This window comes from Gordonibacter pamelaeae (assembly GCF_003340385.1).
GTDB classification, from domain to species: Bacteria; Actinomycetota; Coriobacteriia; order Coriobacteriales; family Eggerthellaceae; genus Gordonibacter; species Gordonibacter pamelaeae.
Genome location: NZ_PPTS01000004.1, coordinates 166,272 through 180,000, shown reverse-complemented (window position 1 = coordinate 180,000; position 13,729 = coordinate 166,272). Strand labels below are relative to the sequence as shown.

The following is a 13,729-nucleotide window of genomic DNA, read 5'->3' as shown; positions in this document are numbered from 1 at the left end:
GGTTCTCCTTGCAGCACGCATCGGTCAAGTCGAAAAGTTCGCCGAAACATTCTACCGGATTCCCACGCGCGAGTGGCCGTTGTCAGCGATTCGTGGAGGAGGGGTGGCCGCCGGTCAGATCAAAATGCCGTCGCAGTGGTCGATCTCGTGCTGGATGATCTGCGCGGTGAAGCCGGTGAACGTTTGCTCGCGCGGTTGGAAGCCCCGGTCCTCGAAGCGCACCTTGATGGTGCGGTAGCGCGTTGTGCGGCGGCTGCCGGGGAGGGACAGGCAGCCCTCCTCGGCCTCGTACGTGCCCGAGCGGCCGACGATCTCCGGGTTGAACATGACGCGCGGGGTGCCCTCGTCGTCGAAGACGATGATGCGCTTGGCCGTGCCGATCATGTTGGCCGCCATGCCGACACACTCGTGGGCGTGCGCCGCGAGCGTGTCGAGCAGGTCCTGCGCCGTCTGGGCGTCGGCCGCCGTGGCGGGCGACGAGGGCAGCAAGAGAAACATCCGGTTCGTCATGATGGGCTTGATCATGGTCAAAGCCTCCTGTCGTGTTTCGGGCACACGGCGAAGCTTGAGCTATGTCAGCTCGCTCCACCATGGTTCGTGTGCAATGTCCCTGACTTCCGGCAACGAAGGAAAATCAACGCCAAGGGTCTTCGCCATTTTCTTGAGAGCCACGCGGAATATGCCCGCCATCGTGGCTGCGTTGAAATATGGCTGTCCGTAGTGAATACTTGCTTCTTGGGTTGCCCTATCGAGATGGTCGTTGAAAAGCTTTTGTGCCAAAGGAGAATCCACGGGGATTCCTGCAGATTCCAATATGGCCTCCGCCTCTTCCAGTGCGCTGTGCCTATATATGAAGCGGTATTCCTTCATTCCGACGATTTTCCAAAACGTGCCATAGTATGAAACACCGTAAGCTTTCAGCCAGTCCCACATGATTTCCGGGTCGTTGACGTTTGGTCCTTCTGCATGGCATCGGTGGCAGAGAAGAACTATGTTCGATGGTTCGTCTTTTCCACCTAGGGCGTGGGGCACAATGTGACATCGCTCCAGGTTTCTCTTGCAGCCACACCTCCAACAGTGAGTTTCAGCTTCGCTCCAGTCGACGCTCAGTCCGCATTCGTTTACGTGTCGCGACCAATAGTCAATCGACTCCTGAACGGTTGTCTTTATGTGTTGTCTATCATTCATGGGGCGATCTTTTCTGGGGGAGCTCTGGTATTTTTGCGCGGATAACACGCCCCCTCATTTCATCAAATTACGTCAATTGAGTGAGAAGGCGAGCGTAGACATTGGCTGATAATTCAGGAGAACAAGGCTTGAAGGGATATCTTGATGCTCGTATCCTTAGACCAGCTTGCCCTTGCAGTGGTCGATCATGTGCTGGATGAGCTCGGCGGTCCAGCCGGTGAAGTCGCGCTTGCGGCTGACGAGGGCGCCGTCCACCAGCTCGTCGTAGACCACCTTGACGCGCTCGTAGCGGGTGACCTTGGACTCTGACTCCAGGGTGAGGCAGCCCTCGACCGTCTTGTACGCGCCGAGCGCCTGCTTCAGAACCGGGTTGTACATGACGTGCGGCTGCTCGTTCTCGTCGTGGTAGACGATGACGGCCTTCGCCACGCCTATCTGGTTGGCCGCCAGGCACGCCGCCTCGTCGAGCGAGGCGAGGGTGTCGAGCAGGTCCTGCGCCACGACGGCGTCCTCGGCGGTGGCGGTCTCGCACGGCTGCGAGAGGATGGCTTCGTCGGTCACGAGTTCTTTGATCATGATGCTCCGTCCGGTTGGATGTTCGGCGGCTGTGGCGCGCGAGCGCCAGGCCGGTTTCGTTAGGGGAGCATTCTGTCATGAAGGGGCGCGGGAAAGGGTCGTTGTCGGGTCCTGCCATTAGTCGTTCTCGGATAAAAACGCTCAGCTAGGAATTGACGATAGTCTTAAGCTCTTCGATCGTGTAGACGCCCGAACTCTTCCGATGAATCATGCGATGGCAGTTGGGGCACAAGGGTCTCAGGTCTTCGATTGGGTCGACGCGACGGTCTTGCTTGGTACTCGAAGATCCCCTGCAGGATCGCTTCCGACGTCTCCGACGAGCAGGCCCTGGTGCTGCTTCACACTGCAAACTTCTTCACCCGCTCTTTGACCGTCACCGAGCGCGCTGCCGCCACCAAGGCCCTTGGAATCCAGGTCGAGCAGATGCGCGCCAACGACCCGACGCTCACAGGCATGAGAACCGAGGACGTGAAGGCGCGCATCGTCGAGGAGATGACCGGCCGCAAGGTCAGCGGCAAGACCATCAAGCGCGAGGAGGCGCTGGCCGAGAAGGTCGCAGGGCTCATCCCGGAATGGCGCGACGCCGCCGACTCGGGCGAGCTGTCCGCCAAGGCCGTCGGCGCCTTGGCCGAAGCCGACGAGGCAACGCAGAGAGCCGCGTTCAACAAATGGGCAGAGTCGCCGAAGTCCAAGGCGGCGACCACCGAGCTGGTCGCCTCGATGAAGGCCTCCGAACCCGCCGCCGACAAGCGGCTCGCAAGCGCCGAGAAGGCGCTCAGCCGCTTCGTCGCGAGCCTTCCGCGAAACCCTTCTGCGGCGGATTCGGAGGCGATTTTCCGCATCGCCGAGCTGGCCCGCCAGGCCGGCGACGCGGTGCGAGGGTTCGCCGATGCCCATGGGGCTCGGCAGAACCCGTCAGATTCGAATCGTAGCAAGTAACTCATTGCGTATTACAACGCAATGAACTTGGCCAGAGGCGGGGCTGGGCGCTTCCACCCCCGGATGGGAACATCATCCGGGAAACCCTCCCCGACCTCCGGCATGCAGAAGCGGCAAGACGGCTTTCACCGCCGCCGCTTCCTTCACGGGGGATCCCCCGTGGCCCCTACAAGACGCAAGGAGAAAACGATGGGCGAATACACGCGCACCGTGAGCTGCCGCATGACCGAGGAGGACAGGCAGCTCCTGGACAAGAGAGCGGAGGCCTTGGAGCTCGCAAACTCCGAGGCGATCCGTGCCCTCCTCAGGCTTCCCATAGCGGATCCCGACGAGCTAGACGCCTTCGACCGAGGGAGCCGCGTCGTCGTGATCGACGCGAAAATCATGGGGCGCATCAACCGCGAATTGATTCGCTGGGGGCGCCACTGCAACCAAGCCGTTCGGGCCTTGAACACCATCGCCATGTTCGTCAGGAACAAGGGCGGCATCGACCCGCAAGTGGCCAAGGAGCAGCTGACGAAGGCGGCAGACGAGCTCGAGCTCGTTCAGGGCTCCGTTGAGGAGATCAAGGACATGGTCCACGACGTCCATGAGTCCGAGAGGTTCTGGCGATAGCCATGCCGATGCTGAAAGCCATCAACGGCCACACTGGCTGCAGCCGCATCGAGGACTACTTGGAGAAGAACGGGAGGGCCTTGATGCGCGACTTCTTCAACCTCTCCTGGGACGAGGTCGAGGACAAGGGACTGGATACCGCTCTTAAGAACGAAGTGGAGTGGGCTCTAGAGATGGACGCATTGCGCCACGACTATGGCAACGACACGCCATGGAAGGGGCAACGCGCCATCACGTTCCGTCACTACGTGATCTCCCCGGATCCTAGCGACAGCATCGGCCTTGAAGGACTGCGCGAGCTTACGCACGCCTGGGTCAAGAAGCACTTCTCCGACTACCAGGTCGCCGTCATCTACCACGACGACAACAAGCAGAGAATCCCGCACGCCCACGTTGTGGTGAACAACACGAACCTGGCTACGGGAAGGCGCCTGCACATCCCGAACGCGCTGGACATGAACCGGAGCCTCCAAGAGATTGCAAAGGAGAAGGGGCTGAGCGCGTTCTCCAACGAGATGCCGAAGGGCAGGATGGGACAGAGCGACCCGAGAAACCCTCCCCGACCCCAAACCAGGCAAGCGATCTACATCAACCATTCGGAACGCGGCTTGCTCGACGCCGGCGCATATTCCTGGGTGAGCGACATCCGCAACCGAGTGTCGGTCGCGAAGGTGCTGTCGCGAAACGAGGGAGAGTTCATGAGGATCCTGGAGCTCATGGAGGTAGAGGTCTCTGAGAACTCAGCGCACGCGCCCCGCGAGGACTGGATTTTTTCCCTGGCCGACCAGCGGTCGAAGAAGGTATCCGGGGAAAGGCTCGGCATGACGTTCGGAAAGATAGCCCTGACGGAGCGGTTCGAGCGCATCGGCTCCTACCATCCGGATGTCGCATCATCCAGGGCAATCCTCTCCATGGCAACCGACGCGGTTGAGCTCAACGACATAGCCGAGCTCGGGAGCCTGGCGAAGACGGTCGAAACAAACGCGCGCTACTCGATCGGCAGCAGCGCCGACTACGGCAGGCGAATCGAGGCCCTGCAAAGGCGAATGGACCGCGAGGAAGAACCAAGAGCCGCATCGAAATGCGCTGAGCGCATCGAGGAGCTGGAGTCGGCTATGGAGTATGCGACAGAGCGCGGGCTGATTCCCGAAAGGACAGCCAGAAACGCCATCAGAAACGGTGGTGCCGAGCGTTGGCAGTACGAGCCCAGGAGCAGGCAGAACGGGTCCCAGAGGGCTGTTCAAAGCGCTTCTGCGGCAAGGCAGCGCGAGAGGGAGAGACAGCAGGGAGGACGAAGCCGATGAAGGTTCAGATCAAGTATCGGAACGGCCGTTTGGATGTGTTCGACACAGATTCCTACACGCCGTCCCAGCCGTTCGGGGACGGCTGCATGCTGGCAAACTACGAGGTTCGCCTCGACCAGCTGGAGGAGGGCTTGTGGCTGCAAGCGCATTTCTACGAAACGGACCCGCGATTCAAGGAAGACCTGGATGATGGCGTGATTCCCGTAGGACGAAGGTCTATGGGCTGGCGCTTCCTGATCGCCGAGACGGGCGAGCTCGACGACATCGAGCAGGTGCTTGTTGACGGTGACCGCGCGCTCGTCCGCATGGGCGATGCCTTGGTCGATGTCATGCGGCTCGACTGCGCGTCGGCGCTGCTTCTGTCCGATGGGGGCGGACCGCCCTTGGCAAGCCAGCTCCAGGGTGTGGTGGAAGCGTTGAGGGCGTCGAACGACGCGATGGACGACGAGTCCGCCGCCAAGCTAGTCGGCGCTTCATGGGAAGCGCTGGCATGGGCCAGGGAGTTGCAGCCGCTGCAACAGGTTGAAATTGAAAGCGAAGAGGAAGATTGGATGGATCATGAAGGTGATTAGGGTGATTTTCAAAGCCATCGGCGGCTTCTGCAGGTGGCTCATCAAGGCCGTGTTCAGGTTCATGTGAGCCGCCTCCCGTGTCGTGGACTGTAGGCATTGCAATCGAAACGTGCCAAAAATATAATGCTTATTACCATATCGGTGATAAAGGTGATAACTATGACACGTTACATACCGCAATGGCTCAGTCCCGTAGTGGAAGCCCTCGAGCTCGACAGGCCCGAGCTGGTCACAATGGCCGAGCTGACGTCCATAGCCGAGCAGTCGGGCGTGGAAGCGCAGGGCTACGCCATCGCAGACAGGCTCAGGAAGCTCGGCTGGCTGCTGGAGACCCCCCAGAGGGGGGTCTGGGAGTTCGCCCCAGCCGAGAGCGCGGGGCCGTACTCGACCGCAGACCCCCTTCTCCCCATGAAGGCGTTCATGCTCTCTCACCCTGGCTGCAAATGCGCGCTGACGATGCAGACGGCGGCTTGGGCGCTCGGGCTTGCCGATAGGGTGCCGGCCTGCATCGAAGTTTCCTTTGAGAAGCGCCCTGCGGTAAAGGTTCCGAGGGAGATATCCCCCTCGGTGTTCGAGAGCACCATCGGCTCTGTCGAGGCAAAGGGCGTCCCCTGCCTTCACCCCGAGTCCATAGTGGTGCACATGGCCCAGAAGCCGAGTGCCGTCAGATCGTGGCAGGGGGCGCTCGAATGGCTTCCCGACGTCGCGTACGAGATGAGAGAGGAGCCATTGCTGGATGAGCTGGCGGGCAGGCCGCAGTCCGTCTGGTCCAGGACGGGCTATCTCGTCTCAGGCATGAGGCCCGATCTTGCCGAGGGGATATCCAGGGGCATCGAAACCGGCTCGAAGGTGAGGTTCGGCCCCCGTGGAAGCGCAATCAGGAACGACGAGAGATGGAAGGTGTCGGACACGCTGCTGCCGTTCGACCCGAGAGAGTTGGAGCGAGTTCTATGAAGACGATAAACATACAGCCAGGTCACATCGCGAGGCACACCCCGAGAAACGCCGGGGCCCAGGGTCGAGAGGCTGCGGTGGTGGATGTGGCGCAGGACCTCCTGCTCCAGCGTCTTCACGACGACGGAGACCTCGACTTCGTGGCGATAAAGGGCGGAACGGCGATCAGAAAGCTCTATGCGGGTAACGAGGGGCGCTTCTCGCTCGACCTCGACTTCTCGGTATCTGATTTCGACTTGGGCAGGGACGAGGTCGCCGAGGCCTTTGCGAGCGCAGTGGACAGGCTGTCCATAGGACCATTCCGCTACAGCGTGAGGGAGCGCCGCGGAAAGTGGTCCGTCGTGTTCGAGAGCGGCTTCGTCCGAGAGCCGTCCCTTGCGACGAAGCTCGACTTCTCGCCCGCGCCGTGGCTCGAGCCCGTCGAGAGAACGTGGGTCGCCATGCCGATCCACAAGCAGTATGCGGCCCCTCTTCCAGCGATCAAGACGGTCAGGCTTGAGGAGAACATCGCGGAGAAGGTCGCAAGGCTGAACAGGACCACTACGGCGCGCGACATGTACGACCTCGCATGGATCATGGGCAAAGCGCCGTTGGCTAGAAGCCTGGACCTCGACCTCGTCAGGAGGCTCTCGGTCCTCAAAATCTGGGTCGATTCAAACGGGTTGCACAGCGGGTCAATGACCTGGCCGCCAGGTCACGAAAAGTCGGTGTTCGATGTCGAGCGCTGGCTCAGGGAGAGATCGGACGGGGAATTTGACCTTGAGGACATAGGCGCCCTGGCCGTTCCCGCTCCCAGCCCGAAGGAGCTAAGCGAGTCTGTTCGCATCGGGTTCTCGTTCCTGTCGAACCTGACCGATGAAGAGGAAGTCCTGGCAAAGGCGGACAACAGGGACCGATCCCTGGCGATCAGGCTTCTGGAGGGTCTCCCCGGCGGCCGTTTCGTAGGCTCGGGTGCGTACTAGCCTTGGTTTTGCCGAACGGGAGGGATCGACGGGAAAGCGATCGGGCTGGCACCAGGCGATAGGTCCGATATTCTGGGCGGCTGTGGCCTGCAGATGGCTTGTCGAGGCCGTGTTCAGATTCATGTAGCAAGTAACAATTGCAAGGCTCGAATTGTTTGGCCGGTGTCTTCTTTGCTGGACACCGGCCCTTTTCTGAGTGAGGAAAATACGATTGACGCAAATTGGTTTGAAGCGATAATTATCAAAAGCTTATCGGCGAGGTAATGAATGAATGTTTCAGGGACATACGAACAGCTGCTAGGAACCAGGGAAGAAATCACTTCCTCATTGAGGCGCACAACTGGTTGCGACATCACTGACGTTCTTGCGGCAGTTGCATGTGGCTCGATAGGCGGTATGATCGATATCTTTCTCGTTGGTGCTCCGGGCGACGGAAAGCCTCTCGAAACCTGGTCAGGCAACCAGGTTGATAATGCTGTTAAAAAGTTCGCAGGAATATGCGGCTGGGATTCGAGCGATCCCGACAAGGGCACCGTCGCCTACGCTATCGACCACCTCGAAAAAATGTTCAAGGTGAATTACGACCAAAGATATGGCGCCGACGTAGGCGGGTTGTTCGACATGTCGACAATTGACCACCACATGAAATCGTTGGCCCATTCACCAAGCCCTGTAGGTTTGTTTTTCTCTATTCTCAACCAGTTCACTTCGACAGCGAGCTTCGTGTCGGACGGAGAGCTCATTACGGTAAGGACAGACCTTTACGATCCCGTTCACCCAAACGGCAAGGATTCCATCGTTCTTCAAGGTCATACTGTTGAATCGAAATTATTCTGCGGCATCGCGAATTGGATAGGTCATATCATGTCCGACGTTGCCGGCAGCTCTCTCACGCGCAGAAGAGCTGGAGATGGCTCAGGCGTCGTCATCCCATTCTTCGAATTGTTCCAATTCTGCAAATTCGGTGATTTCAATATTGACGGCAAACGGATGGATGTCGCCGAGCTGTCCATCAGGGTTTTCCAAGACGGCTATGACGCTAGGTTCGCACTTAGCATGGGCATTCCGGTTGTCGTTACCGACCTAAGCATTAAGCTCGTCTGGGCGCTGAAAAGGCATTTCGGCAAGGGCGAACCTTTCAGAAACTGCATTCCTTCTTCTAGGCATGACGACTTGAGGACAATGCTGCTTGTCGGATACTCTGCCTTCTGCCTGATTGATGGAGCCGATGCCTTTGCGCGGTCTGGCGGCGGAATGAACGCAGCGTTGTTTGCCGAGCGACTCAACTACTTGGCTTGGCTGCGTCTCGCGAGCTTGGTCGTTCGCGAAGTCGCAATCCGAACCAGCCCAGAGCGCGAAGTGGCTATTATGAAGGAAATCAACGCTGCGCTCGAAAGTTATCTAGAAGAGCTTAGAGCCATTGATGTCGACGCCTTCAATCGAGAATCGGCAACTTGGAGCGTTTCGTCGGAAAAAATCGAGCACGCGTCCTCTGAATCCGAGCTTAACGCAATCTTGCTAGACGAGTATGAAAGGCTTGGAATTCCAAAACCCTGGAAAGGCTCGTTTGACAAGCATATGGCCGACAAAACCGCGTTCTTGGTTTTTGAGTAGTGGGAGAATCTGATGCCTGTTCCTGTATTTGTTATAGCCGGAGCGGCGATTGCGGGTGCCTTCGGTGCCTGCAATGCCGTCTATGGCGGTTTAAAGATTAAAGACGCAAAAGGGAAAGAGAAGACAGCTAAAGCCATTCACCAGGAGTCGATGGAGTACTTCGAAGCCATGGGCAAGAGAGCCAATGCATCTATGGATGCACTCGGACTAGCAGAACTTGAGACAATACAGGGTTTCGAGGGATTCTCAGACGTTATCGAGTTGATTCAAAATCGCCCTCAGTTCGCTGAACTTGAACTCAATGACTTCGACCTTCCGGATTTTGACTCGGATGAGTTTAAAAAGTTATTTATCGGCGCAAAGGCGCTTCTGGGTGGATTAAGCAGCGCGGCAGCTGGCGTTGCAGGCGGAGTTGCCGCATCTGGCGCAACTACGGCGATTGTCGCTGCCGTAGGGACGGCATCTACGGGAACCGCCATCTCGACATTAAGTGGCGCGGCTGCCACAAATGCTATTCTCGCAGCCCTTGGAGGGGGGTCCCTTGCCGCTGGGGGTGGCGGAATGGCCTTGGGTACGGTAGTCCTGAGCTCTGCCGCTGGAGGCGCGGCTCTTCTTGTCGGCGGAATCGTCGTCAATGTCATGGGTCATAAGATCGCGAAGGATGCTGAAGAGTTCGAAAAGCAGATCGCCCAGGAAAAGGCGAACGTTGATGAAGCGTGCGTCCTTCTTGAGGAAATTGCTGCGATTGCAGATGCTTACTGCCGCGCTCTTGCAATCGTGAAGCAACTTTACGACGAAAAGCTTCAACAACTTAAAGCGATTGTTGTTGGGCAGCATAAGACGGATTGGAACAGATTCGATGAGGAAGAAAGGGTCCTTGTTCAAAACGTTGTGCTGTTAGTGGGAATGCTTTATTCGATGTGCAAGGTGAACCTTGTTATCGACGATGACGGTGACGGCATCACGGACAGGGTGAACACCTCGGAAGTCCAAGCCCAGCTGCAGAAATCATCCGAGCTTATTGAGGCTATCTAAGCAGACGAGGAGGGCAAATCGTCCTCCTCATTTTTTAGTCGGCCATTTCGATTGCGCAGTAAATGAGCGTCCTCTCGTTTCCCCATGTCGAGTAGCTGCAGGTGCAGAGCGTAACGACGTTCTCGACTGAGTCGAAGTCGAATCCGGCAGAGCTCAAGTTACGGTCGGATGCGGCCGTGACGCTTGCTAGCCATGTGGCGTGGTCTAAGGCTGTGTCAAACTCGAGCCTCACGGTCTCGCGGCTGGCGTTGACCCTATCTACCGCCAGGACGGTCAAGTTGGCCTTCTCGGTTGGGGTTTGGATCTGTATCGGCGTGTGCTCGTCCAGGTAGGCGACGTCGATGAAGCCGCCGAGCTTGGAGAACATGGTCCCGTCCTGCAGATGATGGCCGAACACAAGCGCGTTAGGGCTGTGCAGGAGACCTCCTTCCGCGCATTCCCAAGTCAGGTACGGAACGCCATGGTAGTCCCATCTCTTGCCTGCATCGTGATAGAGATAGTAGCCGGGATCCCCAGAGTTACCCTGAACGATTGGATAGTCGATCCCAGTCCCGGGTACGTTGATCCATCCGATGATATCCGGGTTAACGGAAAGCCAGTAATCCCAGTCTATCGACTCGAAACCGTCGTCTTGGACGGCCTCCTCGCAGGTGCCGAGTGGGTCCGGGCTTGTGCTCGACGCCCTCTCCGTGAGAATGAGGGTCGAAGCGCTTACAGCCAGCGCTAGTGAAATTAGGGATGCCGCCAAAGCGAGGGCAATTCGGCTTTTTGTCCTGTCGTTCATAGACCTCCTAAAACGAAAACAATGGGCGGCACGCGGCCGCCCATCTCGAAACCGGAAGCTGGCTATTGCTTAGCTCTCGTCCGACCCGCTGTCGTAGTCTTCGGAATTCGCGTCAGCTGCTGCAGCCAAACGTCGCTTGCGTAGGCCGTAGGCCAGGCATCCCGAGCCCGCGAGGAACGAGATGACGACAATCGCGGCAATCGGGGCCAAGTCGACGCCGGTCTTGTCGAGGGCCTTGCCGGGCTCGTCAGGGACCTCAGGGGTATCGGGGTTGTCGACCACGACGGTCTGGCCATCGTCGTCGATGTCCTGATGGACCGCGACTACGTTGCCGTTTACGTCGAGGCATTCCTCGAAGGCGACCAGCTCGACGCCCTCCTCGATCTTGGACGCGTCGAACTCGAAGGACACGTCGGCGGCTCCGTCGGCCTTGTCTGGGCTGAACTCGGCGGTGGCGGTCACGGGCTTGCCGTCGGCATCCTCGAGCGGCATGCCGGTGGATTTCACGATCAAAGTGCCATGGGCGGTGTAGGTGTCGCCGGGGACGAGGCCCTTGTACTCGATGGCGTCGGTCAGCTTCACCTTGCCGGAGGCGATGATGTGGTCGCCATCGCCTGCATCGACGAGGGTGGTGTCGATCTCCGCGACGGTCACGGTCTGGCCATCGTCGGAGGGGTCCTCATGGGATGCGAGCAGCACATCGGCTGCGAAGAGCTTCTCGTACACGACGAGGCTCTTTCCGCCGAGGTCGGTCCCGTCAAAAGAGAGCTCGACGAGCTGGGTGCCGCCGGCCTCCTCGGGGGTGAAGGCGGCGGTGCCGGTAACCAGCTTCTCGGCCAGTCCGTCCTTTACCACGACGGGCTCACCGGTCTCAGAATCGATCAAGGTAGCCTGGAGCTCGTACTCGGTGCCGGGAACGAGGTCCTCGTAGGCCACCTCGTCGACGACGGTTATCTCGGTTCCGGTCACCAGCTTGTCGCCGTCGGACTTGTCGGCCGCGGCGGTATGGATGTCGAGGAAGTGCACGGTCTGGCCCTCGTCTGCAATGTCGGCGTGGGCAGCGACCTCTACGCCCTCGGAGAAAAGCGACTCGAAGGCCACGATGTCCTCGCCAGCGAGCAGGCTGGAGTCGAAGGTGAATTCGAGTTCCACCTCGCCGGCCTTCTGCCTAGGCTGGAAGGTCTTTGTGGCGGTGATCGCATTGCCGTCGGCATCGAGCAGGGCCTCGCCGGTGGACTTTACCACGAGGGTGCCAGTGACTGCGTATTCGGTGCCGTCGTTCTTGAGGTTCTCGTACCAGACGGTGTCCACCAGGGTGGTCTCAGCGGAGGCTTGGGCCACGTGGTCGCCGTCGGCCTTGTCGGTTTCCTCGGTTTTGATCTTCGGGCCCTCCTTGTCGTCGAGGCTCATCCACACGGCCTTGGCCACGGTGGAGTCTCGCTCGACCACGAAGGTCTTGGTCACGAGCTCGTAGCCCTCGTTGGAGTCGCTTCGGAGCTCTTCTAGCATGTACTTGCCGTAAGGAAGCGCTGCCAGCCTGTCGTCAACGTCGGCGTTGGAGCCGTCCTCGCCGAGGGAGAACCATACGCCAGCCCTGGAGTCCATGTCTGCGGCCTTGATGCTCTCAGCCTTGAGCAGGCCGTCGTTGCCGTTGGTGTTTCTGCTGTGCTTGTTCCAGGAAGAGGCCGTAGAGACATTTCCGTTGCGGTCGGTCACGATGACGTGGGCCTCGCCGGTGGAGACGTTGGTCACCTTGAACGCCACCTGCAAGGAGGCGTTGGTGTCCTCGGCCATCTTCACGACCTCAAGGTCGTTGCGGATCACCTGGTCGAAGAACTTGAGCTCGCCGCCAGCAGAGGTCGCCTTGACGATCGAGCCGTTCTCGCGGACCTGGAAGGTTTTGGGCTCGCCGTCGGTAAGCAGGTAGGAGTCGTTGGCCTTGGTCTCCTGGATGGTGTAGGTGCCGTAAGGCAGCTCGTCGGCTGCGGTTTGGGCGGTGTATGCGCCGGCCTCGTCGTTCCAGGAGGTAACGATGGTCTCGATGACGTCGCCGGGCTCGAACCACTTGTCGCTCACGAGGACCTTGTGCTCGGATGCGTTGGCGATGGTGAATTCGATGCCAGAGAGCGTGGAGCCGGTTTCGAGGGCGTCATGGGAGTTGCCGCCCAGGGCCTCGGATGCCCGGAGCTCGACGTCGGACTTCGTCACCTGGACGCCACCGCGGATGACATCGTCGCCGCAAGGATTGCCGGTGAGGTCAACCATCTGGCCATCGGACTTGATCTCAGCCTTCGCGGACCAGTCGGAAACGAGATATCCCTCGGGTGCCTGGGACTCGACCACGGTGTAGGTGCCGCAAGGAAGGGCGCTCGCGGAAGTCTTGGCAACGAATGCGCCCGCGTCGCCGTCCCATTTGCCGGTGATGGTCTTCACCACCTCTCCGCTAGCGTAGTAGCGGCCGTCGACGAAGGCGTACTGACCGGATGCGTTGACGATGTCGTACTTGGCGCCGTCGAGGGTTGCGTCGCCCTGGGGCTCGGCGCCTGCCTGGGAGTCTTCCTTCGCCACCTTCAGGTCACCCTTGTCCCATGTGAAGCTCATGAGCACCTGGGTGCCGGGGCCCGTGTGGATGCAGAAGGCCTCGAAGCCGGTCGAAACCTTGCCCTTGCTCGCCTTTATGGACTTCCAGGTGGTGCCCAGAAGCTCGCTTCGCGCCCAGCCCTCGAAGTCGCCGCTGGTGCCGAAGACGGCATCGGCCTTGGAGCCTTGATAGGCGTACGACAGGAGCACGTGGCTTGCCACGGTGTACTTATCCGCGCTCCAGCCGCTGCCGTCGTACCAGGTGTCGGGGAACATGGACGCGTCGAATCCCGGGGCGCCGTAGCTGAACCACATCGTAGCGATGAGGTCGGCATCACTCACGCCGCTCTTGCTGTAGGTGCCGGGCGCGGGCGTGGCGGCAGCCGGGTCGGCGCAGTAGGCAACCTCGCCGTCGGCGTACATGCAAGTCGTTAAGTAGCCTGCGTACGGGATGTCGTCGCCGATGGTGACGTTGACGCTTTCGCCCGCGAACGCGCTTATCGACGCCGATGCGCACACACTGAGCGCCAGGGCAATGCTCATGACGACTCTGATGATCTTGGAGGATGCGATCCTCTCGGTTGTCTCGGTTCTCACGCTTCCTCC

General features: G+C 59.5%; 13 protein-coding genes. 8 read left to right on the top strand and 5 right to left on the bottom strand.

From position 1 onward, the window contains the following. Positions 1-114 precede the first annotated feature (114 nt). The 3 genes from C1877_RS07975 to C1877_RS07965 form a co-directional block, all read right to left on the bottom strand. Complete coding sequence (locus C1877_RS07975; RefSeq protein ID WP_015538914.1) at positions 115-525, bottom strand: peptide deformylase; 411 nt, start codon at positions 523-525, stop codon at positions 115-117. 45 nt (positions 526-570) lie between these two features. After that, positions 571-1,188, bottom strand: a complete 618-nt coding sequence (locus C1877_RS07970; RefSeq protein ID WP_083808884.1) for an HNH endonuclease — start codon at positions 1,186-1,188, stop codon at positions 571-573. A 156-nt stretch (positions 1,189-1,344) separates the two neighbouring features. Beyond that, on the bottom strand, positions 1,345-1,764 hold the full coding sequence (locus C1877_RS07965; RefSeq protein WP_015538916.1) for a peptide deformylase: 420 nt from the start codon (positions 1,762-1,764) through the stop codon (positions 1,345-1,347). Between the two features lie 249 nt (positions 1,765-2,013). Here C1877_RS07965 and C1877_RS07955 point away from each other — a divergent pair, with 249 nt between their 5' ends. The 8 genes from C1877_RS07955 to C1877_RS07920 all read left to right on the top strand — a co-directional run bounded on the left by C1877_RS07955 (position 2,014) and on the right by C1877_RS07920 (position 9,759). Beyond that, positions 2,014-2,703, top strand: a complete 690-nt coding sequence (locus C1877_RS07955; RefSeq protein ID WP_181813824.1) for a chromosome partitioning protein ParB — start codon at positions 2,014-2,016, stop codon at positions 2,701-2,703. A 189-nt stretch (positions 2,704-2,892) separates the two neighbouring features. Further along, positions 2,893-3,318: a ribbon-helix-helix domain-containing protein gene (locus tag C1877_RS07950; RefSeq protein ID WP_244909824.1), complete on the top strand. Its 426-nt coding sequence runs from the start codon at positions 2,893-2,895 to the stop codon at positions 3,316-3,318. A gap of 2 nt (positions 3,319-3,320) precedes the next feature. Beyond that, positions 3,321-4,622 carry a relaxase/mobilization nuclease domain-containing protein gene (locus C1877_RS07945; protein ID WP_114568886.1) on the top strand — a complete coding sequence of 434 codons (1,302 nt, stop codon included), beginning with the start codon at positions 3,321-3,323 and terminating at the stop codon, positions 4,620-4,622. Next, on the top strand, positions 4,619-5,194 hold the full coding sequence (locus C1877_RS07940) for a hypothetical protein (RefSeq protein ID WP_015538919.1): 576 nt from the start codon (positions 4,619-4,621) through the stop codon (positions 5,192-5,194). Before C1877_RS07945 ends, C1877_RS07940 begins: the two co-directional genes overlap by 4 nt. A gap of 159 nt (positions 5,195-5,353) precedes the next feature. Then, positions 5,354-6,148 carry a type IV toxin-antitoxin system AbiEi family antitoxin gene (locus C1877_RS07935; protein ID WP_041238930.1) on the top strand — a complete coding sequence of 265 codons (795 nt, stop codon included), beginning with the start codon at positions 5,354-5,356 and terminating at the stop codon, positions 6,146-6,148. After that, positions 6,145-7,110: a nucleotidyl transferase AbiEii/AbiGii toxin family protein gene (locus C1877_RS07930; RefSeq protein WP_181813819.1), complete on the top strand. Its 966-nt coding sequence runs from the start codon at positions 6,145-6,147 to the stop codon at positions 7,108-7,110. The genes C1877_RS07935 and C1877_RS07930 overlap by 4 nt, the downstream gene beginning before the upstream one ends. A 267-nt stretch (positions 7,111-7,377) precedes the next feature. Further along, complete coding sequence (locus C1877_RS07925) at positions 7,378-8,724, top strand: hypothetical protein (RefSeq protein ID WP_147274532.1); 1,347 nt, start codon at positions 7,378-7,380, stop codon at positions 8,722-8,724. A gap of 12 nt (positions 8,725-8,736) precedes the next feature. Then, a complete protein-coding gene (locus C1877_RS07920) occupies positions 8,737-9,759 on the top strand; it encodes a hypothetical protein (RefSeq protein WP_015538923.1) in 1,023 nt (340 codons plus the stop codon). A 34-nt stretch (positions 9,760-9,793) separates the two neighbouring features. On the opposite strand, the gene C1877_RS07915 is transcribed toward C1877_RS07920, so the two are convergent. After that, on the bottom strand, positions 9,794-10,543 hold the full coding sequence (locus C1877_RS07915; protein ID WP_114568884.1) for a class B sortase: 750 nt from the start codon (positions 10,541-10,543) through the stop codon (positions 9,794-9,796). Positions 10,544-10,612: 69 nt separating this feature from the next. After that, positions 10,613-13,720, bottom strand: coding sequence for a VaFE repeat-containing surface-anchored protein (locus C1877_RS07910; protein ID WP_244909823.1), 3,108 nt, complete (start codon positions 13,718-13,720; stop codon positions 10,613-10,615). Positions 13,721-13,729: the final 9 nt, after the last annotated feature.